General features: G+C 68.9%; 17 protein-coding genes and 4 tRNA genes. 13 read left to right on the plus strand and 8 right to left on the minus strand.

What is annotated here, in order from left to right:
* Positions 1 to 27: 27 nt before the first annotated feature.
* Complete coding sequence (locus tag AC3ERS_RS04360; RefSeq protein WP_431963736.1) at positions 28 to 2,556, minus strand: LCP family glycopolymer transferase; 2,529 nt, start codon at positions 2,554 to 2,556, stop codon at positions 28 to 30.
* A 251-nt stretch (positions 2,557 to 2,807) separates the two neighbouring features.
* Positions 2,808 to 3,950: a tRNA dihydrouridine synthase DusB gene (dusB, locus tag AC3ERS_RS04365; protein ID WP_431964513.1), complete on the minus strand. Its 1,143-nt coding sequence runs from the start codon at positions 3,948 to 3,950 to the stop codon at positions 2,808 to 2,810.
* A 166-nt stretch (positions 3,951 to 4,116) separates the two neighbouring features.
* Between dusB and AC3ERS_RS04370 the strand changes: the two genes are divergently transcribed.
* Entirely contained in the window at positions 4,117 to 4,767 is a 651-nt protein-coding gene (locus AC3ERS_RS04370) for a hypothetical protein (RefSeq protein WP_431963738.1), read from the plus strand.
* Between the two features lie 70 nt (positions 4,768 to 4,837).
* Here AC3ERS_RS04370 and AC3ERS_RS04375 read toward each other — a convergent pair whose 3' ends face one another.
* Together AC3ERS_RS04375 and AC3ERS_RS04380 are read right to left on the minus strand one after the other, a co-directional pair.
* Positions 4,838 to 5,803: an acyl-ACP desaturase gene (locus AC3ERS_RS04375; protein ID WP_431963740.1), complete on the minus strand. Its 966-nt coding sequence runs from the start codon at positions 5,801 to 5,803 to the stop codon at positions 4,838 to 4,840.
* A gap of 943 nt (positions 5,804 to 6,746) precedes the next feature.
* Positions 6,747 to 6,819, minus strand: a tRNA-Lys gene (locus AC3ERS_RS04380).
* Between the two features lie 850 nt (positions 6,820 to 7,669).
* Here AC3ERS_RS04380 and AC3ERS_RS04385 point away from each other — a divergent pair.
* The 8 genes from AC3ERS_RS04385 to AC3ERS_RS04420 all read left to right on the plus strand — a co-directional run bounded on the left by AC3ERS_RS04385 (position 7,670) and on the right by AC3ERS_RS04420 (position 12,688).
* Positions 7,670 to 8,335, plus strand: a complete 666-nt coding sequence (locus AC3ERS_RS04385) for a TetR family transcriptional regulator (RefSeq protein WP_431963742.1) — start codon at positions 7,670 to 7,672, stop codon at positions 8,333 to 8,335.
* Positions 8,336 to 8,429: 94 nt separating this feature from the next.
* Positions 8,430 to 8,502: transfer RNA gene (locus AC3ERS_RS04390), tRNA-Glu, on the plus strand.
* A 29-nt stretch (positions 8,503 to 8,531) separates the two neighbouring features.
* A tRNA-Asp gene (locus AC3ERS_RS04395) sits at positions 8,532 to 8,605 on the plus strand.
* A gap of 57 nt (positions 8,606 to 8,662) precedes the next feature.
* Positions 8,663 to 8,739: transfer RNA gene (locus AC3ERS_RS04400), tRNA-Phe, on the plus strand.
* Positions 8,740 to 9,152: 413 nt separating this feature from the next.
* Positions 9,153 to 10,706, plus strand: a complete 1,554-nt coding sequence (locus AC3ERS_RS04405) for a ComEA family DNA-binding protein (RefSeq protein WP_431963744.1) — start codon at positions 9,153 to 9,155, stop codon at positions 10,704 to 10,706.
* Positions 10,707 to 10,717: 11 nt separating this feature from the next.
* Complete coding sequence (locus AC3ERS_RS04410) at positions 10,718 to 11,413, plus strand: HEAT repeat domain-containing protein (RefSeq protein ID WP_431963746.1); 696 nt, start codon at positions 10,718 to 10,720, stop codon at positions 11,411 to 11,413.
* Between the two features lie 123 nt (positions 11,414 to 11,536).
* Positions 11,537 to 11,719, plus strand: a complete 183-nt coding sequence (locus AC3ERS_RS04415; protein WP_067790454.1) for a hypothetical protein — start codon at positions 11,537 to 11,539, stop codon at positions 11,717 to 11,719.
* Positions 11,720 to 11,968: 249 nt separating this feature from the next.
* Positions 11,969 to 12,688 (plus strand): polyprenol monophosphomannose synthase, encoded by a 720-nt coding sequence (locus tag AC3ERS_RS04420; protein WP_431963749.1) that lies wholly within the window; start codon positions 11,969 to 11,971, stop codon positions 12,686 to 12,688.
* Positions 12,689 to 12,817: 129 nt separating this feature from the next.
* On the opposite strand, the gene AC3ERS_RS04425 is transcribed toward AC3ERS_RS04420, so the two are convergent.
* The 3 genes from AC3ERS_RS04425 to AC3ERS_RS04435 all read right to left on the minus strand — a co-directional run bounded on the left by AC3ERS_RS04425 (position 12,818) and on the right by AC3ERS_RS04435 (position 17,295).
* Positions 12,818 to 13,261, minus strand: a complete 444-nt coding sequence (locus AC3ERS_RS04425; RefSeq protein ID WP_431963751.1) for a DUF6069 family protein — start codon at positions 13,259 to 13,261, stop codon at positions 12,818 to 12,820.
* A 69-nt stretch (positions 13,262 to 13,330) separates the two neighbouring features.
* Positions 13,331 to 14,851: an HAD-IB family hydrolase gene (locus tag AC3ERS_RS04430; RefSeq protein ID WP_431963753.1), complete on the minus strand. Its 1,521-nt coding sequence runs from the start codon at positions 14,849 to 14,851 to the stop codon at positions 13,331 to 13,333.
* Complete coding sequence (locus AC3ERS_RS04435; protein WP_431963755.1) at positions 14,848 to 17,295, minus strand: glycerol-3-phosphate 1-O-acyltransferase; 2,448 nt, start codon at positions 17,293 to 17,295, stop codon at positions 14,848 to 14,850. The genes AC3ERS_RS04430 and AC3ERS_RS04435 overlap by 4 nt, the downstream gene beginning before the upstream one ends.
* 276 nt (positions 17,296 to 17,571) lie before the next feature.
* Between AC3ERS_RS04435 and nbtS the strand changes: the two genes are divergently transcribed.
* Positions 17,572 to 18,885 carry a nocobactin biosynthesis salicylate synthase NbtS gene (nbtS, locus tag AC3ERS_RS04440; protein WP_431963757.1) on the plus strand — a complete coding sequence of 438 codons (1,314 nt, stop codon included), beginning with the start codon at positions 17,572 to 17,574 and terminating at the stop codon, positions 18,883 to 18,885.
* Between the two features lie 136 nt (positions 18,886 to 19,021).
* Here nbtS and AC3ERS_RS04445 read toward each other — a convergent pair whose 3' ends face one another.
* The gene (locus tag AC3ERS_RS04445; protein WP_431963759.1) at positions 19,022 to 20,629 is read right to left on the minus strand and encodes a (2,3-dihydroxybenzoyl)adenylate synthase; all 1,608 of its coding nucleotides are present in this window, start codon (positions 20,627 to 20,629) and stop codon (positions 19,022 to 19,024) included.
* A gap of 155 nt (positions 20,630 to 20,784) precedes the next feature.
* Here AC3ERS_RS04445 and AC3ERS_RS04450 point away from each other — a divergent pair, with 155 nt between their 5' ends.
* The 3 genes from AC3ERS_RS04450 (at position 20,785) to AC3ERS_RS04460 (ending at position 25,893) form a co-directional block, all read left to right on the plus strand.
* Positions 20,785 to 24,309, plus strand: coding sequence for a non-ribosomal peptide synthetase (locus tag AC3ERS_RS04450; RefSeq protein WP_431963761.1), 3,525 nt, complete (start codon positions 20,785 to 20,787; stop codon positions 24,307 to 24,309).
* A 67-nt stretch (positions 24,310 to 24,376) separates the two neighbouring features.
* On the plus strand, positions 24,377 to 25,255 hold the full coding sequence (locus AC3ERS_RS04455; RefSeq protein WP_431963763.1) for an oxidoreductase: 879 nt from the start codon (positions 24,377 to 24,379) through the stop codon (positions 25,253 to 25,255).
* A gap of 164 nt (positions 25,256 to 25,419) precedes the next feature.
* A complete protein-coding gene (locus tag AC3ERS_RS04460) occupies positions 25,420 to 25,893 on the plus strand; it encodes a carboxymuconolactone decarboxylase family protein (protein ID WP_431963765.1) in 474 nt (157 codons plus the stop codon).
* Positions 25,894 to 25,903: the final 10 nt, after the last annotated feature.

The following is a 25,903-nucleotide window of genomic DNA, read 5'->3' on the forward strand; positions in this document are numbered from 1 at the left end:
GGGTGCCGTCGGGTATCGGCGGTGCGCCTACTTGCAGACCTCTTCGCCCGCGTTGACGTGTTCCAGGTCCGAGGGCAGTTCGACCGGCTTCGAGTCCGTCGAGGTGCTCGTCACGACGTTGGTGATCGCGTCACCGACCGGCGTCGGCGCCTTCACGACGACGCCGTTCGCCGAGTCGACTCCGACGACCACCTCGACGATCCCGCCGAGATCGTCGGCGGCCTCGATCGTCGCGCCCGGGATCGAGGTGGCCACGGTGGCCGCCTCGGCTTCCAGGCCTGCGCCGTAGCGGACCTTGGTGGTCGGGGAGGTGCCGTTGGCGTAGTTGGCGGTGTTGTAGATCGTGAAGCCCTGGTTGCCGAGCTTGGTGGCGGCCGTGCGCGCCAGGCCGTCGTATCCTGAGCCATTCGAGACCAGCAGCGAAACAGTGGAGGGATCCACCGCCGTGTACTTCGTCGGGGTCGGTGCGGCCGGAGCGGGGGCGGGTGCGTCATCGTGGGCGGTCGGCTTCTCGCCGGGCAGCGGCTGGTCGTCGCGGATCGCCTTGAAGATCGCCTTGATGTCGGATTCGCGGGGGATCTCGTTGCCGTAAGTGGTGGTGCCCGCGGTCGGGACGGTGAGGAAGGTGACCGTGCCTGCGTCGAGATTCTGCAGCGAGCGGCCCAGCATCAGCAGATCCTCGGGCCTGGTCTTTTCGTCGACCAAAGTGTGATTGGTGAACTCTTTGATGAAACCGTTCAGTTTGCCCAGATCGAAGAGCATCTTGCTCGCCAGTGCGCCGCGCAGCAGTGAGGCCAGGAAGCGTTGCTGTCGGTTGATGCGGTCGTAGTCGCTGCGTTCCTCGCCGTAGACGTGCCTGGCCCGCACGTAGTTCAACGCGGTCTCACCGTTGATGCGCTGTTTGCCCGGCTGCTCCAGGATGGTGCCGAGTACGCCGTCGACGAGCGGTTTGGTCGCGCAGACCTCGACGCCATCGATCTGGTCGACCATTGTCTCGAAGCCGGCGAAGTCGATGGCGATGAAGTGATTGATCGAGGCGCCGGTCAGGCGCTGGATCGTGGAGACGAGGCACATCGGGCCGCCGAGGTTGTAGACGGCATTGAGCTTGTCGCCGATGGCGGACGGGAACTTCTCCTTGGTGTAGGACTTGTTGCCGTCCCATCCGTTGCACTGCGGTCTGGTCACGTCCAAGTCGCGGGGGAAGGACATGATGACGACCCGACTCCGGTCTTTGGGGAGGTGCACGAGCATGGTGGTGTCCGCGCGGGAGCCTTCGGCGTCGTCCAGGGTGCCCGCGCCGAGTTGCCCATTGGCGCCTGCGCGGGTGTCGGTACCGACGAGCAGGTAGTTCTCGTCGCCGAGCTGGGCATTGGAATCGATGACATCTTCTGAGTTCTCATCGAGGGCGGAGACCTGGGTGAAATTGTTGGTGGTCGACCGCATGTAGCTCCAGCCACCGCCCGTGAGTACCAGCACCAGCACCGCGACCAGCGCGGCGGACACCCGGCCCGCGGTCTTCAGCCGCCGCTCGCGCCGCTGCTTCGAGGCGGCCAGCCGGGACAGCGGCGGGCCGCCGACGGACTTGGACGGGGCCGCGATCTTGGACGTGGCGGACTTGGCTGCCGGTTTGGGTGTCGCGGCGGACTCGGTCGTCGGCCACTTCTCGGTCGCGGAGCCCTCCGGCTCATCGAGCGGGGGCAGTACGTCGGTGACCTCTTCGGCGGGCTCCGCAGGTTCGGCGGCCCGGCGCGGCGGGGCGGCAGGCGACGAGCCGGTGATGTCGTCCACGACGACGGACGGAGCCCGGCGGCCCTGCCGGCCGGGCGCGGCCTGCGCTGCGGCTCGACGCTTCGCCGCGGCTTCCTCGGGTCGAGCGCCCGGGGCGGGTTTCGCGGGGGTGGATTCCGGGGCCCGGCGCGGGGGCGCTTGTGCCGCATTGCGCAGGGGAGCGTTCGGCGCGCCGCGCTGGCCTTCGGGCGAACGGCGCTGGGCGCTGTCCGGAGGGCGGCGCTGAGTGGTCTCAGGGCCGCCGCGCTGGGTGGCTTCGGGTGCGCCGCGTTGGGCGCCCTCGGGCGCACTGCGCCGGGCGGTATCGGGCGCGCCGCGCTGGGCGGTATCGGGCGCATCGCGCCGAGCGCCCTGAGGCCCGCGTTGGACGTTTTCCGGCGCACCGCGCTGTGGACTCTGCGGGGCCCCGCGCTGGGGGCCTTCGGGCGCGCGGCGTTGCTGCGGAGCCGGTCCCTCGGGCGCGCGACGCGACGCGGCGGGGTCGGCGGGGTGTGCGGGTGCGGTGGAGCCCGGTGCGGTCTCCGCGCGGCGATCGGGGCGGCCACCGGCGTCGGCGCGGCGCCTGCGGCCGATGCGCTCGCTGTCGACCTTCTCGACCAGATCCTGGACAGTCAGCGGCGCGGAGCCCGCGTCGGTCGCGCCATCGGTGTGCCGAGAGCGGCGGGACGTCCGCGCGCCGTCTCGTTCGGGGTTGTCCGCCGTGGGATAGCGCTCCCACGGGGCGCGACCTCCGGGCCCTGGCGCACGCCCGTGCCGATCGTCACCCACCAACGAACCTCGCTTTTCGTCTTTGCTGCCGCCGGCGCCGAGCTCGAACCAGCATGACCGATTTCGCCAATGATAACGATTCCGCCACGGCGGGCCAGTCCGGAGCGAGATCGAATACGCCGCAAAGCCGTTTGCAATTCGCTGTTGTTCGGTAACCGGATGGTAGCGAAATCAGTGCCGAAACAGCCGATACCAGGGCAGTTCCGGCGTGTGTCGGTTTGCCCGTGGCAGCGGCGTCGGATCGCCGTCGGTCAGCCTCCGCTGTGCATCACGTCGGCCGCGGTCGGTACCGCGGGATCGTCCGGATCGTCGAGCCAGCCGTGTGGCAGCGCCACCTTGCCGGGCGAACCCTGCCGCCCGCGCGGTCCCTCGGCGTCCTTCGGAAACGGCGCGGCCGGATCGAGCTTGCCGATCAGGTCGCCCAGTTCGGTGAGACTGGACACGGTGGCGAAGGCGCGGCGCAGATCGGCGCCGACCGGGAAGCCCATCAGATACCAGGCCATGTGCTTGCGCAGATCGCGCATGGCCTTCTCCTCGCCCAGATGGTCGGACAGCAGCGCGCCGTGCCGGTGCAGCACCTCGCCGACCCGTCCCAGGTTCGGCGCCTCGGGCAGTTCCTGGCCGCGCAGCGCCGCTTGCAGCTCGCCGAACAGCCACGGCCTGCCGAGGCAGCCGCGACCGACGACCACGCCGTCGCATCCGGTCTCCGCCATCATGCGGACCGCGTCGTCGGCGGAGAAGATGTCGCCGTTGCCGAGCACCGGGATGGTGGTCACCGCCTCCTTCAGCCGGGCGATGGCCGACCAGTCCGCCTGGCCGGAGTAGCGCTGGGCGGCGGTGCGCGCGTGCAGCGCGACGGCCTGCGCGCCCTCGGCCTCGGCGATGCGGCCCGCGTCCAGGTAGGTCAAGTGCTCGTCGTCGATGCCGATGCGGAACTTGACCGTCACCGGGACGCCCGCGGGCTCGGCAGCGCCGACCATGGCGCGCACGATCCGGCTGAACAGCGCTCGCTTGTAGGGCAGGGCCGCGCCGCCGCCGAGGCGGGTCACCTTCGGCACCGGGCAGCCGAGGTTGAGATCGATGTGATCGGCCCAGCCTTCGCCGACGATGATGCGCACCGCCTCGCCCAGCGTGGCCGGGTCGACGCCGTAGAGCTGCATCGAACGCGGGTGTTCGTCCTCGTCGAAGGACATCATGTGCAGCGTCTTCTCGTTGCGCTCCACCACCGCGCGGGCGGTGATCATCTCGCACACGTAGATGGAGGTGGAGCTGCCGAACTCGCGGCACAGCTTGCGGAAGGCCAGGTTGGTGATGCCCGCCATCGGCGCGAGCACCACCGGCGGATCGACCGGATACGGCCCGATCCGCAGCGTGGTCGGCGCCTCGGTAGTCATCGTCACGCGTTCCAGTGTCTCATCAGGGCCCGCTCGACCCAGCGGCGCCGTGGCGTGACGTGCGCTGATTCACTTGCGGCGGTGGGCGCACCTTCCCGCATGCGGAAGGTGCTCGACGGCTTAGTCTGGGACAGTCAGCTGTATCCACACGACATCGGAGTACCCATTGCCAGCCGAGGACATCGAATCGGGCACGCCCGACGACGACAAGGCCACCGCCGCGGAACAGCGTGAGAACCCGTCGGACGTGCGCCTCGACAAGAAGGACGATCCAGCCCCCGCCCCGAAGTCCGGCGCCACTGTCTCGATTCCGGTGTCGTCGGTGCTGTGGGGCGCGGCTGTCGGCGTGCTCGGCGTGCTGACCGTGCTGTTCGCCGTCCTGTGGTGGTCGGCCAAGAGCGATCTCGACGAACGAGATCAGCGCGCCGCCGACGACCGCCGCGCCGAACAGGTCGCCACCGATTACGCGGTCGGCGCCGCGACCGTCAATTATCAGGACATCAATGCGTGGGTCGGCAAACTGAAGGCCAACACCACCCCGCAGCTGGCGAACAAATTCGACGCGACGGCGCCCAAGCTGGAGCAGATTCTGGTTCCGCTGAAGTGGACGTCGACCGCCTCGCCCATTTCCGCCAAGGTCGTTTCCGAGGACAACGGCGTCTACAAGGTGAATGTCTTCGTGAACGTCAGTTCCACGAATGCGCAGAGCCCCGAAGGCGCGCAAACCACGGTCACTTACAACGTCACGTTGGACGAGAACTCCGGCTGGAAGATCACCGATGTCGGCGGAACCGACGGCGCATTGCCGTTGAACTGAATAGGGTCTCGATAAAAGGACGCCGCCGCCGGAATGATTCCGGCGGCGGCGCTTGCTTTTCGGTCTGCGATCAGATCGCGGCGGAGCCCGCGAGTTCGCGCTTCTTGGCTTCGCGGGCGAGCATACGGTCGCGCTGCTCTTCGAACTTGTCGACGTCCTTGCTCAGCTTCTCCAGGAAGTTGCCGAGCCGCTCGCGCACTTCCTCGCCGCGCGCGGTGAAATCGTCGCGCTCGAAGATGCTCCACTTCTTCAGCACCGGCTGCACGACCTCTTCGAGGTGCTGGCGCAGGTCGTAGATGCCGTGCTTGGCCATCAGCACGCCGTTGCGGCGGAAGTTGGGCATGCCTGCGCCGGGCATCTGGAAGTTCTCCAGGATCAGCGTGATGGCCTCGATGGCCTGGTCGGGGGCCAGGTCCAAGGCCGCACCGCACATGTTGCGGTAGAAGATCATGTGCAGGTTCTCGTCGGCGGCGACGCGCTGCAGCATGCGGTCGGCGATCGGGTCGTCGCAGACCTTGCCGGTGTTGCGGTGCGACACACGCGTGGCGAGTTCCTGGAACGTCACGTAGGCCACCGAGTGCAGGAAGCCCGCGTCGGCCTCGGTGGGGGAGGCGAAGCCGTTGGTCATGTGGACCATGCGCGCCTCTTCGAGGGCGACCGGATCCACGCCGCGGGTGACCACCAGGTAGTCACGCATCACGATGCCGTGCCGGTTCTCCTCGGCGGTCCAGCGGCCCACCCAGGTACCCCACGCGCCGTCCTGTGAGAAGTTCTCGGCGATCTCGCGGTGGTAGGAGGGGAGGTTGTCCTCGGTGAGCAGGTTCGTGATCATGGCCGCCTTGGCGACCTCGTTCAACCGGGACTGCTCCGGGTCCCAGTCGACACCGCCGAGTGCCGCGAAGTTGCGGCCCTCATCCCACGGGACGTAGTCGTGCGGATGCCATTCCTTTGCCAGGGAGAGGTGCCGGTTGACGTTTTGTTCGGCAACCGGCTCCAACTCCGTGAGCAGCTCGAGTTGAGTCAGATCCCTTGCCATGTAATAGCCCTTCATTGAGTGCGTGCACGCTTGCAGGTCGTCCCCGGGTGGACCGTGCTGATGCGGCCATACCTTACGGCACCGTAGGTGTGATGCGAAACGCATACAGCTGACAATCGATGCCTGGTGATGCACTTCATACGTCAACGTCGACGCTCGGCGCACCATCCGAGTGTAAGCCGCGTCGAGCTTGGCGTCCGGTGACGGGAGGCACGTCCGCTCGCAGCGACTTGTCTATCGCCGCGGGACCGCAGGCGTTAGCTCGCGGTGGCCGCGATCTTGGTACGCCGCTCTGCGGTTGCCCGTCGAGCGGGCCTGCCGAGCCGATCGGCGATGTGTCGCCTACGTTCCCGACCAGCGGGTCGTCCATGTTTCCGACCGGTGCGTCACCTGTGTCTCGGGCCACCTGATTGCCCGTGTGCAGGCTGGTCGCCCGTGTCCATTGGCCAGCTGGTCGCCCGCGTCTCCGGCCAGCGGGTCGCGAACATTCTCGACAAGCGCCTCTCCGATCACGCGGCTGCCGCCGGAACGGATCGCCCGGGGTGCCGTCGATCGCGCTGCCGCCCGACCACCAACCTCGCGCTTCCGACACGAGCGCGCCTGTGCCGCCACGCATCTGCTCAGCCGAGGACGTCGACACGGCTGGGCGAGACGCCCAGACGAACGGGGCGAGAATGGGCAGCCGCTGCTTTGGATCGGGTCCGCAATCGTGCCAACCGATCGTGCCGACCGGGGTTCTCGCTCGCTCCGGATCTGCCATTTCGCCGCAGAACGCCGCACAGGCCCGAACGGACCGCGATCGCCTCGTCGCCGCCGAACCTCGCGATGATCCGGGGGCAATCCGGAACATTGGCGCGCAATTAGGCGAAGGAAGCCGTCCGCTCCGCACGTACCCCGGAAACGCCGCAGGCGCCCGGAACACGTCCGGGCGCCTGCGGCGATGTGCCCCCAGTAGGGCTCGAACCTACGACCTGCGGATTAAAAGTCCGTAGCTCTACCAACTGAGCTATAGGGGCGCGAAGGGCAAGTGTAGTGCGCGGTGTCCGTTTCCCCCAAGCCGGGCGGCGCGGTGTCGGGAGTGGCGGGGTTCGGCGGGTGGCGGGCGCGCGCGCGGCATGGTTCGACGCGCGCCCCCGGGTGCGGTAACAAGGGAAGCGCGCGATGCGATGGTGCCGGTAAACATTTGGCACCCAGCTTTGTTCATTCCTCCCGGAACTGGATATCATCCAATCATGTTGGCTTCCAGGGACTTTGGATTTGCAGAGGGTGGGAGACCGAAGCTCGGGGGAGCACGCGGGCGGCGTGGGCGATGGTCGCGTGGCGGGCGGGCCGCCGTCGAGCCTGCCGGTCGGCTCGGGTGAACGGCGCTGGCACGCTGGCGAATTCGGAAATCCGGCAAGCGCCCGATTCTGATTGCGAGATGTTTGCTGTAACAGATATCCGAACTCGGCGGCTACCTGACTCTTCGGTTTGCCGCGTGTCGGAACGCGATTCCGGGTACGGTGACGCCTTGGTGAATTCCGGAAGAATCGCCGCCACACCCGGCGAACTGGAATTCGGCTTATCGTTGTTGTGCTCGAACGTGTCGCGACCGGTACGGCCGATCGTGGCGAACAAGGAGTCGATGCCGCAGGAGGCTGATCCAAGACGATGTTTGCCCGGGTGCGCACCCCCTGCGGCGCACCCAGGCAGGCAAACTATACCAGCTGGTGTGTTTCAGGTTTTTCGCAAGTTTTCGTACCGAAAGTTTGAAACTGGGCGAAAACCCGGTTTGAAGTATTGATAAAACTCATAACTTCGCGCCAAGGGTTCGTTCCTATGGGGGGCACCGATTGGCGGCGAGTAGGCTTCGGAGGCGTTTCGAGCATGGCACGGCAGCAAGAGCGGGCCCGCCGGACACGTGCGGCGATTATCAGGTCCGCCGCCGTTGAGTTCGGGAAGAGCGGCTATGCCGCTGCATCGCTCAACCGCATATTGGAAGGTTCGCGCGCGACCAAGGGGGCGATGTACTTCCATTTCGATTCAAAGGAAGATCTGGCCCGCGCGGTACTGGAAACGGCGGTGGAGCGGTATCGGTCCTCGGCCGAGCGCTGGCTCGCCCGAACGGATCTCGGTCCGCTGGACACCCTGCACGGGATGATCGACGAGATGGCGCTGCGGCTGGAGCACGACATCATCGTGCAGGCGGAGTACCGCTTGATCATCGAGCCGGACTTCTACCGCGACGTGAAATCCGGCGGCGGTCGCATCCTCGGCCGCGCGACAAGGGTGCTTGCCGTGCGCGCCATCGAGCACGGGCAGCTGCGCCCCGACGCCGACCCGGACCGGTTCACCAGGACACTGGCCGCCGGCCTGGCGGGGCAGCGCTACATGCTCGACCTCCTCGGCGGCGCGACCGATCTGCGCTCGCGCTTCCAGGAGGTGCTCGAGGTGGTGGTCGAGTCGATGTCCACCCCGGAGTGGGGCGCCGCGTTCCGTGTCGACGGCTGGCGTGCGTCGGCACGGCTGGAAGAGCTCGGTCTGGGCCTCTGACCAGCTGATTTGGGAATCGCGGCGATACTGTCATAAGCTATGCGAGCTCCCAACGGACACCCGTTGAAAGCCGGTCCGGAGGAATCCGGGACGAGCCCCCTTCGTCTAGCGGCCTAGGACGCCGCCCTTTCAAGGCGGTAGCGCGGGTTCGAATCCCGTAGGGGGTACGGTCTTCGGACCGTTGGAAGCAGAGCAAGGCCCTGTGGCGCAGTTGGTTAGCGCGCCGCCCTGTCACGGCGGAGGTCGCGGGTTCGAGTCCCGTCAGGGTCGCAAGTCAGCGCCGGAGCAATCCGGCGCTTCGCATCGGCATTCGGAACGGGTGCCTGCGGCCAGGTAGCTCAGTTGGTACGAGCGTCCGCCTGAAAAGCGGAAGGTCGCCGGTTCGATCCCGGCCCTGGCCACCACAATCCCCTCGCCGGTCCCGGTGGGGGGATTTTTCGTTTGGCGCATACGGGTACTGGCCGGAGTGTGACAGAGGTCTCCTCGCGGACCATCGCCGTCCGTAATGTCTGGTTCGTGTGGAGTATCGCCGTCTTGGCCGTTGTCAGCTGTGTCGTCATCGCCTACGGCTTCGCCGTTGGCCTACCGAAGGATTGAGCCCCGACCGGCGGGACGGTCGCGTCCCGCAATCTGTTCGGCCAGCGCGGTGAATGGACCGTTCCTGTACCTGCCCGGGGCGCGGTATGGCTCGGGAAGTCGGGTGGCCGACTACTCGTTCGCGCGGACTGCCGCCTGCCTACCTTGAGGATCACATCGAAGCCCCGCCGTCGACCGAACCGGTCGGCGGCGGGTCGGAACTGATCCCGGAGGTGTGGATATGGCCCACGACAGGGGAGCCGGACGCGTCGCGCGGAAGTCGGAACTAGCGGCATCGCGGCGTCGCCTCGGACTGGATGTGCCCGCGCCGATCGACCTGAATCGGGCGACCGTCCGTGAACTCGGTGATCAACCGGCGATCGGAAAGGCGTTGGCAGGCAGGATCGCTCGGTGGCGTGTGGAACGGACGGTGCAGACGCCTGCCGATCTGTTCCACGCGGGGCTGATCTCGGCGCAGCGTCTGCGGGAGCTCGAGCAGGTGGCATACGGGGTCACCCTGATCCGCCCGATGATCGTCGGCATCGAAGGCCCGGCGCACGGGTACGTCGACGAGGGATTCACCGTGGATGTCCGGTTCCGCGTCGGCGTCGTGGCGCCCGCGATCCTCTCGATCGACTTCTTGTTCCCCTCCGGGGCGATGCGACGCGCGCACTTCCGGCTCACGGCGGAGGACATCGAACGCGGAGCCATCACGGTCGGCGACATCGTCTCGGGGGAGTCGGGCGAGTTGCACGTCTACGCGAAGCTGAGGGATGCCGACGGCGGCGTGCACGAGTACGTGACGACCTTCGACGTGTTCACCAGGAACCCCGTCCAGATCTTCGTCACGCCAACCCACTTCACCCAATCCGGGGCCGCGGGCGCGCCGAAGTTCGACTTCGGTCAGCGCCGCTGGTACTGCTACGCCGACGTCCGCTGGGTGAACGGCGAGGACCGCGCGGTCGACCTCGGCCGAGCCGTCACCGTCCGGATGACCGACGCGGGGACCGAGATCGGCACGTTCACCTTCAACCTGTCCGGCAACATCGTGATACCGGCGCGCTCGACGGTGTACGGCAGCTGGCACACCTATCACGAGGAAGGCAGCGCCGCGTTCGGCGTCTTCCACGCGAAGGGCGATCTGACCTACACCTACAGCATGAGCGGATCCGGCTTCACGCCCACCCGCTCGCAGGTGTGGCGGACGATGCGCACCCTCGGCTACAACATCATCAGGGTCGGCGATTTCACGGCGAACGAGCGCAACGAATACCGGCGGGCGGCCGGCGAGGTAGCGTCGGGAATCTTCCGGTCCCGCGATATGACCGTGCACGGCGTCGAGCTCTACCGGATCGAGGGCACGCCGGAGATGGAAGCCGACAAGGCGCGTTTCCGCTTCATCGACAATCAAGACGAGATCAACCAGCTGCGCAGCAAGTACACCGTGGACAACTGGTACCTGGACGTGTTCTTCGTCGAGGGTCGCTGGGACGGCGCGTTCGGGAGTTCGCCCGTGGACGGTCCCGTCGACAAGGAAGGCGACGGCAGCGGGCTGGTCTTGCGCAGGGACGGCGACACCGTGAATCTCGGCCAGACTTTCGCCCACGAGTCCGGGCATTACCTGGGCCTCGAGCACGCCGACGAGGAAGACGGGTGTGCCGATACCGATCCCGCCTCGCCGGATATCGACGACAACTTCATCTTCTCGTCGTCGCATGCCGACAGTCACGTGATCACCGGCTGTCAGATCAACCGGATGCGCAAGCACGGCCTGGTGCGCTCGGTAACCCCGTAGGGAGACTCATCATGGACAAGCGTGATTTTCCATCGAATCGCCCGGTGCCCTCGGAACCGGACGACGGATCGGCGGAAGGCGTCTACGACGAGCCGATGCCGCCCCGAGCCGCGGACGTGGCCCCCGAGGGGAATTGGACAGCGGGCGAAACGGATTCGCCTGCCGACCTCCGGTTGCGCGTCGAGCACTTGCTGTTGCGGCGGGAACCACCGGACGCCGACGCCTGGGCGGTCCTCGGTCCCGAGACGGCCGGGCTGCTGGTCAGGATGATCGATGACCCGGCGATCGGACGGCGCCCCGCACTGCGCGACCGAGTGATCGCGACACTCGGACAGCTGGGCGTGATCAGCGCGATTCCCCGGCTCGGCGAGATCATGGTCGATCGCGCGGAGGTCGCGGCGACGCGCGCGCTCGCGGCGAACGCGACGGGCCGGATCGGAGCGCGGGAGGCGACCGCCACTCTCGCCCGGGCGGCGGGGGACAAGGACGAGATGGTGCGCAGGCAGGTCGCTCTGGCGTTGGGGCGCATCGGTGACGTCGAGGCCGTCACCCATCTGCTCGCGCTCAGCGCCGACTCGTCGGCAATCGTGGTCGAGGCGGCGCAAGACGGGTTGCGCCGTTCCGCCGTGGACGTCGATGTTCTCGATCGCGCGGAAGCGGTCGAACGGCCCGAGCCTCGGTCGCCCGCCCCCGAGAAGCGGCGCTGAATTCCGGCGCCTGCTCGCTACGGGCGGTGCCGGCCAGGTCCGCAGAATGACGCCGACCTCCGATCCCCCGTCCCGCTCGGCGAAATGCGGACCGGGTGGTCGGCGAAATGGGATGCTGGGGGCATGGCTGAACGGTGGTACTACTGCTTGAAGCACCAGCGTGCCGAGAAGGGGCGCCAGTGCTGGTTCCGGGACCGGATGGGCCCATACCCGGACCAGGCCACGGCCGAACGCGCGCTGGAAATCGTGCGCGCGCGCAACGAACGCGAGGACGCGCGCGACCGATCCTGGCGCGACGGCGACTGACACCCCTCCTGCGCGAGAACCGATTTCGTTCGCGAAGGCGGGCGGGTCCGCTCGCGTCCACGCCGTCGCCGCAGGTCCGTGACTTGATCTTGGTCCGGGCCGCGGCGCACGCTGCCCTGCTCTCCGCAAGCAGCCGCTCAGGTGTCCATCAGGTCTATCAAGTACGGTTTCTCAGAATCTTCAGATCTAACGAGTGCTCGGGTCCAGCGTGGGCTGCGGGCTGGACCAGGTGAGCAGGGAGGGCGACCCTTGAGGGTTACCGTTGTTGTGCCGACCTACAACGAGCGGGAGAATCTGCCGGTTGCGGTGGAGCGGCTGACGGCACTGCCGGTGCCCGACCTGCACGTCCTCGTCGTCGACGACAATTCGCCGGACGGCACCGGGGAGGTCGCCGACAAGCTGGCTGCCGAGCTGCCCAACGTGGTCGGCGTGCTGCACCGCACCGAGAAGGACGGCCTCGGTCGCGCCTACGTGGCGGGCATCACCCGGGCGCTGGACGAGGGCGCCGACGTGGTGATCCAGATGGACGCCGACCTCTCGCACCCGGCCGAGGTGATTCCGGCGATGCTGGAGAAGCTGCGCGACACCGACGCGGGCGTCGTGCTCGGCTCCCGGTACGTGCCGGGTGGTTCCACCGCCGAGGAGTGGAAGTGGTACCGCAAGGCCCTCTCGGCCTGGGCGAACTTCTACGTGAACCTGATCCTGCGCCTCGGCGTGAAGGACGCCACCGCGGGCTTCAAGGCGTGGCAGGCCGACACGCTGCGCGCCATCGATGTGGCCTCGATCCGCAGCAACGGCTACTCGTTCCAGGTCGAGATGAACTACCGCACGGTCAAGCAGGGCGTCGCGATCGCCGAGGTGCCGATCCGGTTCGAGGAGCGCACCCTGGGCGCCTCGAAGATGAGCCTGAAGGTGCAGCTGGAATCGGCGCTGATGCCGTGGAAGCTGCTGTTCGGCCGCTCGGTCTGACCGCACGGCCCCAGCATCGCGGACGACCCCAGCACCGCGGACGACCTCGGGCCACCGCAGACAACAGAGCCCCGCATCCGTGAGACGGAAGCGGGGCTCTGGTGCGTTCGGGGATCGGTTCGGGCGTGCTCACCGCTCGGTCAGGTGCTTGCGCAGACCCTCCATGCTCACCACGATGACCGGCACCAGCATCACGTGCATGATCGCCAGTGCCACGGTGGACGCGGTGTCGAAGGCGGCGGCTACGGTGCCCGCGATGGTGGCGAGCGTCAGCACCGAGCCGACCGCCGCAGCCACCCGCAGCACGCCGACCCAGCGGTAGGACAGCAGCGCGGCGGCAGTCAGTCCGATCAGCAGTGGCACGGCCGACATGACGACGACGCCGCCGGGCGCCACGTCCTGGGTCTTCGTGCCGTCGACCAGGATGAAGGAGCCGCCCGCTGCGGCGCCGATCAGCCAGACGACGAGATTGACCAGCACGGCCGCGGCCGCCGCGCCCAGGACGGCGACGGGGCGGTTCAGTGCGGGGATCTGGACGGCGGTGCGTGCGGGAGTGGCGTGCGCGACGGACATGACGGTCTCCTGAGGTGAAGCTGTGATTTCGCTGTGAGACCCATCTTGAAACCTCGAGAAACGTTGAGGTCAATCGGTGTGGCGCGCAGTGTGTTCCACCTCACTCACCGCGTCGTCCGGCCAGTTCAGCAGCGTCTCGAGATAGAGCTCGCGAACCCCCTCGACCTGCTCGCTCATCGCGGCGGGGTCCCAGTCGCGCACGTCGATGGGAGCGAGGATCGCGACGTCCACCGTGCCGCGGCGCGCGATCATCGAATTGCGCCAGGAGATTTCGCCCGCGTTGCGAATCACCACCGGGATCACCGGCACGCCCGCCTGGTGGGCGATGTGGAAGGCGCCCTTCTTGAAAGGGCCGACTTCCGGTGTGTACGAACGGGTTCCCTCCGGCGAGACCGCGATCGACAGCCCGCCGCGTAGCGTCTCGACGACGGGTGCCAAGGTCGCCTTGGCGCGGTGGGTGTCCGAGCGGTCGATGAAGGTCACGCCGACGAACCGCATCAGCGGGCCGAAGAGCGGGTTGCGGGTCAGCTCCTTCTTGCCGATGCCGGTGACCGCGCCGCCGAGCACGTTCGGCACGATGATCACGTCGAACTGACTCTGGTGGTTGAAGAGGAAGACGGCGGGGCGGGGCGAGCGTGCGTGCTCGGCGCCGGTGACCCGGATGCGCACGCCGAGCGCCCGCAGCGTCGCACCGGTGCCGTAGGCCATGAGTGCGTCGGCCATCTTCCTGCGCTGTCCGGTGTACGCCTTGGCGAGCACGCCGAACACCGCGCCGCCGACCAGTGCGGCGAAACCCGCAATCGTGCGCAGGTAGTCCCGCGGCCGCGGCGCCCGGCGCGGCCGGAATGCCACGGACGGCCAGGCGTTGCCGGTCGCCATCGCGGCGAGTTTGCGTTCCGGGTTCACCGCGACGGGATGGCCGACCAGCGCGAGCAACGGCACGTCGGCGACCCCGTCGGAGTAGGCGTAACTGCGGCTCAGATCGATGCCGTTGGCCGCGGCGAACGAGCGCACCGCGTCGGCTTTGCCGTGCCGCCACAGGGTCTTGCCCTCGGCGTAGCCGCTGAGCACGCCGTCGCTGGTGGCCATCGCCGTGCACAGGACGTGCGCGACCCCGAGCGCCGCGGCGGCGGGCGCCACCTGGAACCGCGTCAGCGAACTGGTCAGCACCACGGTGTGCCCGGCCGCCTCGTGCGTCCGGATCAGTTGCCACGCCTCGGGAAACAGGTGGCCGTAGATGGCGCGGCGGAACAGCCGCTCGCCGAGTTCGTCGAGTTCGTCCTCGGTCCGTCCGGCCAGCGCGTACGAGGCCTGCTGGAGGAAGCGGCTGTACTCGCCGTCGGTGAGCCCGTTGCGGATGCCGCCGAGCAGCGTCGCGGAAAGACTTCCGGAGCCGCGGCCACGCAGTGCTCTGCGATACAGCGGCGGGCGGGCGAAACCGTCGACGACGGCGCCGCCGAAGTCGAAGACCGCGGCGATCTCCGGACCCTGCGGCCCGGATCGGATGGCAGACAGCAGCGTCCGTAGGTCGGCGGGTGAATCCGTCTGGGCGCTTTCGGCGGTCGGGCGCGGTGTGGCGGCCTGGCTCATCGCGCCGCCCCCGGAATATTGGACGGGTCGAGCGCCGCCGCCTGAGCGATCCGCGCCCCGATATCGCGCAGGCGCTCGGCGAATTCGGTGCGACGCGCGGTCGCTTCCGCGCGGTCCTTGGCCGAGGTGCCTGCCACCGGCGCGAGCAGCCCGTGGTTGTCGGCCAGTTTCAACGCGCTGCCGAACAACTCGGTGGACACCGATTCCGGGCTGTGCAGCCGCTGCTGGAGCAGCATCTGCTTACCCACCGACACGCATTCGTCGAGGAATTCCTTGCGGTCGATGGCGAGACCGGGGTCCCGTGCGGCAAGCCGCTCGGCGACCACCAGTTGCGCGTCGAAGAACGAGCGAAGCACGCGGTGGGCCATCATGAATCCGGACGCGGTGAGCTTGCCCAGAATGTCGGTGCCGAGGGTGTCCTTGCGGCTGCGCGCGTGCCAATCCGGGTCGACGAGTAGCACTTCGGCGGTGATCTGGGTGGTGAACTCCGCGCGGTCCGGGAAGAAGAACTCGAATTTCAGCAGATCGCGCAGCCGGAAGGCTTCGTCCCAGCCGGTGCTGAGCTGATCGGGCGCATCCGAATCCACCGCGGCCAGGATCGACAGTTCCAGGATCGCCCGGTTCACGAACCAGTGCACGGCGCTGTTGCGGTAAAAAGCCGCCTCCAGGTGCGCGCCGCTCTCGATCGAATACACCGGCTCCAAGCCGCCGCGATAGACGGTGACCACCTTGGCGAGCGAAAGCTGTTCCAGCACAACGGCCAGACTCTGCTCGTCGCGCAACGCGTCGAGTTCGCCGCTGGGCAGCCCGCGCTTCTCGATATAGCCGAGCACCGGCGCGAGCAGGGTGCGCACCTCGCCGAGGGTGAGCGCGCGCTCGTCGACGCCGAGCAGGGCCAGCGTGGCCAACGCGTTGACGGTGATCGGGGTGACCGTGTTGATCCCGACGGCGATCTCGAAGGCTAGGCGCTGCACCGCCTTTCGCTCGCGCTCGGTGGTCTCCGGATCGGCGTCGGTGATCGGCTCGGCGGCGGAATCGGTGTGGTGCAGGGGAATCGAGATGCGCGGCGGGGTGAGCGGGTCGCCGTGCGCGGCCAGCCGGTCGCGCGCCGAGAGCGGCGCGCCGAAGCGCACGTAGACGCGGCCCGCCGAGTGCTGCTGGCTGCGGATGTAGCGCGCCATCCAGGTCAGCCCCTCGGGCTTCTTCGTCCCGCCCGACTGTTCGGTGGCGATGGCGCCGAGCTCGTTGAGCCGCTCGTAGGTGATCGAGACCGGCACCAGCATCACGTCGTCGACGCGGTCGGCGCGCACCGCCGCGGCGAGGTAGTTGAGCAGACCGTAGCGCGGCGGACGCAGCTTGCCGGTGCGGGTGCGACCGCCCTCGAAGTACCACTCCAGGTTGAAGCGCTTGGCCACCAGGTAGGCGAAGTACTCCTCGACGACCGCCTTGTAGACCTCGTCGTCGCCGAAGCTGCGCCGGATGAACACGGTGCCGGTGCGCCGCGCGATCGGACCGAGCGGCCAGAACCGCAGATTGGCGCCGCCGATCACGTGATTGGGCGGAAAGTCGTTGCGGGCCAGCACGTCGCCGAGCACGAACGCGTCCACATAGGAGCGGTGCGAGGGCAGGAACACCAGCGGGTACCGGCGATTGAGCGCGCGCAGCGCGGTCAGCCCGGACTCCTCGGTGTCGACCTTCCACGTCGAGGCGTGCACCGGGCGCATGGCCTGGGTGAACAGATCCGAGACCAGCCTGCTCTGCGCGGCGACCAGTTCGTTGAGCGCCTTCTCCGCGCGGCGGTACACCTCCTGGGGGTCGGCGCCGATCTGGTCGGCGATCAGCTCGAGCCTGCGCAGGAAATCCGGTGAATCCAGGATCTCTTCGGCCACCAGCCTCGGCACCTTGTAGCGGTCGCCGATGATCGAGCGCTCCGCGCGCTCCAGCGCGACGACCGCGGCGCGCAGAATGGCGCGCGCGAACGGTTCGGCCGTTCCCGCCGCGTGCAGTGCCGAGGCCTCGGGGTTGTTGGCGCGCAGCTCGCTCAGCAGGGCGGGCTGCCCGGTCAGGATGACGTAGCGGTCGGGCGACTGGTGCACCAGTTTGCGCTGGGCGAGGCGGTGCGGTTTGCGGGGATTGGTCAGCATCGCCACATCGGCGAAGGTCATCCGGCGCACGCCGTCGCGCTCCGGCGGCAGCCACAGCACCCGGATCGGGACGACCAGCGGATCGTCGCGGCGCCCGATCAGCCTGCCCGCGATCGCGCCCGCGTCCAGGTCGAGCTGGGTGATCGGCGCGTCGGTGCCGATCTCCTTGGCGATGCCGCCGTCGCCGAGCCAGGCGCCGACCAGTTTGCGCTCCACCCCGGAGGTGGCGTCCACCAGTGCCACCACCGACCGGGGCGCGGTAGCTGACTTCGTCGGCGAGCCGCCGCGGTGCTCGATCATCGATGTTCTTCCCTCCGCAGGTGACGCTTCCTTCATTCAAGCCTTTCGCATCGCTGTGCGCAGGAACTCCGCGCGGCGAGTTCGATTCGGTATGCGCGAGGGCTGGAACTTCGGCGGCGCGGAGGGAGCTCTGCGCGCGGTGCAGGCGGGACAACCGGTGTCGCTCTTGGCGTTTGCCGGGGCGCGTGCTGTGTGGCCGCGGGCACACCTGCGCGGCGGCCAGGTAATGCTAACCTTACCTCTCGAAGTTAGGTCAGGGTAACCTTTGGAGGATCGTTGTCGACCACGGACGAGCGCTTGCGCGTTGAGTATGTGACCGATCCGGCGGCAGCGATGTCCCGGCTGGCGGCGGCGGATCAGTTCGGCGAGTACGTGATGTACGAGCGTCCGGGAGAGTGGGTGTTCGCGGCCGACCCGATCGGCAGCATCGAACTCGACGCACGGGAATTGCGCGTCACTTGGGCGGGGAAGACCACCATCAGCGGCTGGGAAGGCTCGCCTGCGCGGGCGCTGGACGAGGCGCTCGGACTGCTGCCGCTGGACGGCAGGCGCGCCTACGGCTGGATCGGCTTCGAGTTCTGCGCGTGGGCGCTGGACGCGACGGCGCACTTGGACGAGCGGGCCTCCCTGGCGCACCTGATGATTCCGCGCATCGAGGTCCGCGTCGACGAGTCCGGTGTGCGCGTCTCGGGCGCGACGCCCACCGAGACCGGTGACATCCACGATCTCATCGCCGACGCTCAGGGCAGCGAACTCCCGCAGCCGCACCCCACCGACATCCGGGTGGACCCGACCGGCTACCGCGACCGGGTCGCCGAGGCGGTCGACGAAATCCGTTCCGGCCGTTACCAGAAGGTCATCCTGTCCAGGAAGGTCGACCTGCCGTTCGCGGTCGACGTGCCCGCCACCTACCGGCTCGGCCGCGCGAACAACACCCCGGCGCGCTCCTTCCTGCTGCGGCTCGGCGGTCTCGAGGCCGCGGGCTTCAGCCCGGAGCTGGTCGCCTCCGTCGACGACGATCGCGTGGTCACCACTGAGCCGCTCGCGGGCACCCGCGCCTTCGGCCTCGGCGCGGAGGTCGACATGGCGGCCCGCGCCGACCTGATCAGCGATCCGAAAGAGATCGTGGAGCACGCGATCTCGGTGCAGACCTCGTTCGCCGAGATCAGCGCGGTCGCCGATCCGGGAACCCCGGCGGTCTCCGATTTCATGGCGGTGCGCGAGCGCGGCAGCGTGCAGCACCTGGCCTCCACCGTGCGCGGCAGGCTGGCCGCCGACCGCTCCAGCTGGGACGCGCTCGAGGTGCTCTTCCCGTCCGTTACCGCGTCCGGCATTCCCAAGCGCGAAGGCGTCGACTCGGTCTTCCGTCTCGACGGCGCACCGCGCGGTCTGTATTCCGGTGCGGTGGTGACCATCTCGCCGACCGGTGCGATGGAGGCCACCCTGGTGTTGCGCGCGGTCTACCAGACCACCGAGGGCGCCTGGCTGCGCGCGGGCGCGGGCATCGTCGGACAGTCGCGCCCCGAGCGGGAATTCGAGGAGACCTGCGAAAAGCTCGGCAGCGTCGCGCCGTACGTCGTCAAGGCCTAGGCCCGAGCCGAACGGCACACGGGCCGCCCACCGATCGGTAGGCGGCCCTTCGGCGTATCTGTCGGTGCCGGAACGCGTTACGAGCGACATGTCGAATACCCCGCGACGCGTTGGAATGCGCCGCAGCGGTTCGTTTCTATTGGACGCGCAGAGCCTTCTTGTCGATCTTGCCGACCGCGGTGATCGGCAGCGCGTCGGCCTGCCGCAGCACGTCGGGCAGCTTGTAGGTGGCAAGGCCGCGGCCGGTGAGGAAGGTCTTGATCTCGGTGAGCGTCGGCATCGCGCCGTCCACGACAAGTACCGCGCCGACCTTTTCGCCGAGCGCCGCGTCCGGCAGTCCGACGGCGGCGGCGTGCCGGACGGCGGGATGGGCGAGCAGGTGCTCCTCGAGCTCGTCGCACGAGATGTTCTCGCCGCCGCGGTTGATCACGTCCTTGATCCGGCCGGAGACCACCAGGTGACCGGAGGGCAGGCGGCGGACCAGGTCGCCGCTGCGGTAGTAGCCGTCCGGGGTGAAGGCGCGGGCATTGTGCTCGGGCGCGCGGTAGTAGCCGCGAATCGTGTACGGGCCCTTGGTGAGCAGCTCGCCCTCCTCGCCCGGCGCGACGTCGTCGCCCTCGCCGTCCACCACGCGCACCTCGTCGGCGGGGGAGAGCGGCCTGCCCTGCGTGGTGTGCAGCAGCTCGGCAGGATCGTCGAGCCGGGTGTAGTTGAGCAGACCCTCGGCCATGCCGAAGACCTGCTGGAGGGTGGCGCCGAGCGCGGGGGTGACCTCGACGGCGTTCACCTCGGCCAGGCGCGCGCCGCCCACCTGAAGCAGGCGCAGCGAGCCGAGATCGGCGTCCTCCCATTCGGTTGCCGCGCACCACAGCTGGGCCAGCGGCGGCACCACGGCGGTGACCGTGACCCGGTGCTTCTCGATGGCGGCGAAGGCGTTCTCGGGGCTGGGATCGGTGACGAACGCGACCGCGCCGCCGACGCCGACGGTGCCCAGGATGCCCGGGCAGGCCAGCGGGAAGTTGTGCGCGGCTGGCAGAGTCGCGAGATAGACGTCGTCGGGAGTGAGCTCGCAGACCGCGGCGCTGGCGGTCGCGTTGTAGACGTAATCGTCGTGCGTGCGCGCGATGAGCTTCGGCAGACCGGTGGTGCCGCCCGACACCAGCATGAGCGCGATGTCGCTCGGGTCGATCTCCGGCAGTGTGCCGCCCTCGCGCGGAACAGTATTCAGGTCGGTGAACACGCCCGGCTCGCCGAGCACCAAGACGTGGCGCAGGCTGGGCACGGACTCGCGCACGGTGGCGGCGAGTTCTCGGTAGTCGAAATCGCCCTGCCGGTCGATGACGACGTAGGCCACCGCCTCGGAAAGCGCCGTGAGGTGCTCGATTTCGGCCCTGCGGTGCGCGGGCAGCGTCAGCACCGGGATGATGCCCGCTCGCAGCAGGCCGAACAGCACCGTCAGGAACTCGGGCATGTTGGGCAGCTGCACGACGACCCGATCGCCCGGCGCGATGCCGAGCGCGAGCAGACCGTGTGCCATCCGGTCGGCGTCGGCGTCCACCTGCGCGTAGCTGCGAGCGCCGTCGCCGGTGAGCAGCGCGGCCCGCTCCGGCGCGCGGCGCGCGGTCTCGCGCAGCAGGTCGCCGAGCGCGCGGCCGGTCCAGTAACCGGCGGCCCGGTAGTTCTCGGCCGCGTCGGCGGGGAAGGGGACGTAGCCCTCGCGGTGGGTGCTGGATGTGGTGGTCACGGTCTGCCTCACAAGGTCCGGACGGGTGGGGTTGTCGGATCGAGTAATTAGGGTCTCTTTATGTAGGTTAGGCAACCCTATCTCAGTGCGATACGCTAGCGCCGAGCAGTCTCGATCCGCCGGATTCGGCGGCGACCAAGGAGTGACAGCGGCACATGGAGCCAGCACAGCGACAGGGGGACGGGGCGGGAAGCACCGCGAACGCGGTGATCGGCCGGGACGAGATCCGCGCCGCGATCGCCGGGCAACTCGGCATCGAGATCGACGCGATCGCCGACGAGGACGATCTGATCCAGTTGGGCCTGGATTCGATTCGGACCATGAAGCTGGCGGGCGGTTGGCGCAAGCGCGGCGCCGACGTCAACTTCGCCCAGTTGGCCGCCACGCCGACCGTCGCGGAATGGTCCAGGCTGCTCGGCGCCGAGGCCGCGCCCACGGAGGCCGCGCCCACGGAGGCCGCGCCCGCCGACATCGCGCCCGCCGCGGCCGACGAGTCCGAGCCCTTCCCGCTGGCGACCATGCAGCACGCGTACTGGATCGGCCGTTCCGACGAGCAGGATCTGGGCGGCGTCGCCGCGCACCTGTACGTCGAATTCGAGGGAGCCGCAGTCGATCCCGAGCGGCTGGAGCGCGCCGTCGCCGCGCTGGTGGCCGCGCACCCGATGCTGCGCACCCGAGTGCTGCCCGACGGCACGCAGCAGACCATGCCCGCGCCGGACCGGCCGGTGTTCTCCGTCGTCGACCTGCGCGCGGAATCCGCCGACGCCGCCGACGCCGAACTGGAACGCCTGCGCGACGCCAAGACCCACCAGCGGCTCGCCATCGAGGACGGGCAGGTCCTCGACATCACCCTCAGCCTGCTCGCCGACGGCCGCAGCCGCCTGCACCTCGACGTCGACATGCTCGCGGGTGACGCCATGAGCTACCGCGTGCTCGTGTCCGACCTCGCCGAGCTCTACCACGGCGGCACGCTGCCCGCCGAGACCTACAGCTACCGCCGCTATCGCACCGAACGTCGGATCGACGAAGCGGCTCGGGAGCGCGACAAGCAGTGGTGGCAGGAACGACTCCCGGAACTCCCGGGTTCGCCCGAGCTGCCGACCATTCCGGTCAGCGAGCGGGTCGACCCGCACCGGACGGTCCGCTACAACCACTGGTTGGAGCCCGCGGCCAAGCAGCGGCTGCTGGACGCCGCGCACGCGCGGGGCATCACCCCGGCCATGGCGCTGGCGGCGGTGTTCGCCGAGACCATCGGCGGCTGGTCCGCGCAGAGCCGCTTCCTGCTGAACGTGCCGCTGTTCCACCGTGAGCCGGTGCACCCCGACATCGACCGCGTGGTCGGCGATTTCACCTCCTCGATCATGCTCGAGGTGGACGTCAGCGCGGACATGACCGTCGCCGACCGGGCCAGGGCGCTCCAGCGGTCGATGCACGAAAGCGGCGCGCACACCGCCTATTCCGGCCTCGAGGTGCTACGCGATCTCGGTCGTCACCGTGGCGAGCCTGTCCTCGCGCCGATCGTCTACACCAGCGCGCTCAACCTCGGCGAACTGTTCGCCGACGCGGTGACCGAGACCTTCGGCGAACCGATCTGGATCATCTCGCAGGGCCCGCAGGTGCTGCTGGACGCGCAAGTAACCGAGGTGCGCGGCGGCCTGCTGCTGAACTGGGACGTGCGCGAATCCGCCTTCCCGGCGGGCGTGATCGATGCGATGTTCGCCGGCTACACCGACGCCATCGCGCGGCTCGGCGCGGGCGAGGCCGGGTGGAGCGCCGAAGCGGCAGTCCGGCTTCCGCTCGCGCAGGCCACGGTGCGGGCCCAGGTGAACGCGACCGACGGCCCGGTCTCCGGCCGCGCCCTGCACGAGGGCTTCTTCCAGCACGCCGCGGCGACGCCCGACGCGCCCGCGGTGCTGTGGCGCACCGACGGCGTCGACGGCGGGTGGAGCTACGGCGAACTGGCCGCGCAGGCGCTGGCCGTCGCCGGTGCGCTGCGGGATCAGGGTGTGCGGCAAGGCGATACGGTCGCCGTCCAGCTGCCCAAGGGCCCGGATCAGATCCTCGCGGTGCTCGGCGTGCTCGCGGCGGGCGCGACGTACGTACCGATCGGCTTCGATCAGCCCGTCGGCAGGCGAGCCGAGATCCTGCGCACCGGCGAGGTGGTGGCCGCGCTGACCGTCGACGGGGCGGACATGGGCCGTCCCGAAATCGTCTGCGTGCCCGTCTCCGAGGCCAAGCTGCACCCGAATCCGCTTGCCGCGCCCGTGATTCCGGATACCTCCGCGATCGCCTACGTGCTGTTCACCTCGGGATCGACCGGCCTGCCCAAAGGCGTCGACCTGCCGCACAGCGGCCCGATGAACACCATCGACGCCGTGAACGAATGGTTCCAGGTCGGACCCGGCGACCGAGTGCTCGGCCTGTCGGCGCTCGAGTTCGACGCCTCGGTCTACGACATCTTCGGCATGTTCTCGGTGGGCGGCTCGGTTGTCGCGCTGAACCCGCGCCAGCGCGAGGAGGCGACCACCTGGGTGGAGCTGCTGCGGCACTTCGGGGTGACCATCCTCAACTGCGTGCCGAGCATGCTCGACATGATCCTCGAGATCGGCGGCGACGGGCTGGGCGACTCGCTGCGCGCGGTGACCCTCGGCGGCGACTGGGTGGGCGCCGATCTCGCCCGCAGGCTCGCCGCGCAGGTGCCCGGCTGCCGCTTCTCCGGCCTGGGCGGCGCCACCGAGACGTCCATCCACAACACCATCTGCGAGGTGAGCGACCCGCCCGCGCACTGGACCACGGTGCCGTTCGGCGTGCCGCTGCGTAATGTGCGCTGCCGCGTGGTGAATTCGGCCGGTCGCGACTGCCCGGACTGGGTGCCCGGCGAATTCTGGGTCGGCGGAGCGAACGTCGCCGCGGGCTATCGCAACGACCCCGAGCGCACCGCCGAGCGGTTCGTGACGCACGACGACATCCGCTGGTACCGCACCGGCGACATGGCTCGCTACTGGCCCGACGGCACCATCGAATTCCTCGGCCGCGCCGACCATCAGGTGCAGATCCGCGGTTATCGCGTGGAACTCGGCGAGGTGGAGAGCGCGCTGCGCACCGCGCCCGGCGTCCGGCACGCGGTCGCGGCCGTGGTCGGAACGGGCGCGCCGAAACTGGTCGCCGCGGTGGCCGGGTATCCGGGCAGCACCGTGGATCTGGTCGGCGCGATCTCGGATCTGTTGCCCAGCTATATGATTCCGACCCGCATCGAGCTGCTCGACGACATGCCGCTCACCGACAACGGCAAGCTCGACCGCCGCGCGGTGATTGCGCTGCTGGAGCCCTCGGCGCAGGACATCGCGGATCTCGCGCCGCGCACGCCGCTGGAGGAGGCGCTCGCGGCGATCGTCGCGGAGGTGCTCGGCGTGTCGCGGCTCGGCGTGCACGACGACTTCTTCGGGCTCGGCGGCGACTCGGTGCTCGCGACCACCGCGATCGCCCGGGTCCGCGAATGGCTCGACGTGGATCACGCGCTGGTCGCCGACATCCTCGTCGGCCGTTCGGTGGCGGGTCTGGCCGAACGGCTGCTCGCCAAGGAGACCGAGGCGGGCACGCCGGATCGGCTCGACGAGGTCGCCCGGCTGTACCTGGAGGTCGCGGCCATGACCGACGAGGAGATCCTCGCGCAGGCCTGAGCCCGGTTCCGTCGCCCCGATTCCGATCGGGGCGACGGGAACAGGCGCCGGGACTAGACTCGGCCGCATGACCCGTTGGGACACCTCGAGCATTCCCGACCAGAGCGGCCGGACGTTCATCGTCACCGGCGCGAACAGCGGACTCGGCGCGGTCGCCGCGCGTGCGCTGGCAGGAGCGGGCGCCGATGTGGTGCTGGCCTGTCGCAATGTGAGCAAGGGCGAGCGGGTGGCCGCGGAGATCGGCGACCGCGCCACGGTGCGCGAGCTCGATCTGGCCGACCTCTCCTCGGTGCGCGCGTTCGCCGAATCGGTGGACCGCGTCGACGTGCTGATCAACAACGCGGGCGTGATGGCGGTGCCGCAGGGCCGCACCGCCGACGGCTTCGAAATGCAGGTCGGCACCAATCATCTCGGCCACTTCGCGCTGACCGGCCTACTGCTGGACAAGATCTCGGACCGCGTGGTCACTGTGTCCAGCGGCGCGCACGCCATCGGCAAGATCGACCTCGACGATCTAAACTGGGAGCGCAGGAAATACCAGCGCTGGGCCGCCTACGGGCAGGCCAAGCTGGCCAACCTGATGTTCGCCTACGAACTGCAGCGCAGGCTCACCGCCGCCGGTTCCGCCAAGGTCTCGGTCGCCGCGCACCCTGGCTACGCCGCGACCGAATTGCAGTCGCACACCGAGTCGTTGCTCGACCCGCTCATGTCGATCGGCAACCGGGTGTTCGCACAGAGCGCCGAAATGGGCGCGCTGCCAGAGCTTTACGCCGCCACCGTCACCCCGATCGAGCCGGGCGCGTTCTACGGGCCCACCGGGCTGGGGGGCATGCGCGGCTACCCGGGCACCTCGCGTTCCACCAAGCAGTCCCGCGACGAGGCCGTCGCGAGCGGTCTGTGGGAGCTGTCGGAGAAGCTCACCGGCGTCACCTACTCGTTCTCCTGACGCGTCCCTCGGACGTCGAGCGCCCGCGGCCCTGCCCGGTGCGTCCGGCGCTGTGACCGGGCTCACAACGGGCGATGTCACACCTCGCGGAGGTGGGTCGTCATATCGGTGTAAGACGCTCCGGCCCCGCCGGAGCGACTATCCGACAACCCGAGGAGCACATCATGGAAGCGCGTTTCGACTACTACGGCACCGAGATCGGCGCGAAGTTCACCAAGCGCATCGGCAACTCCGGGCTGGTCGTCGATCAGTCCACCCTCCCGCGCGCGACCCAGGAGCTGGTCAAGCTGCGGGCCAGTCAGATCAACGGCTGCGGCTTCTGCACCGACATGCACAGCAAGGACGCGCTGCACGCGGGCGAGGACCAGGTGCGACTGAACCTGGTGGCCGCGTGGCGCGACGCCACCGTGTTCACCGACGCGGAGCGGGCCGCGCTGGCGCTCACCGAGGAAGGCACCCGGCTGGCCGACGCGCACACCGGCGTCAGCGACGAGACCTGGGCCCAGGTCCAGAAGCACTACGACACGGACCAGATCGCCGCGCTCATCTCGCTCGTCGCGCTGATCAACACCTACAACCGGATGAACGTCATCGCGGGCACGCCCGCGGGCAGTTACCAGCCGGGGCAGTGGGGCTGATCGTTTCCCG

The organism is Nocardia sp. bgisy134 (assembly GCF_057708325.1).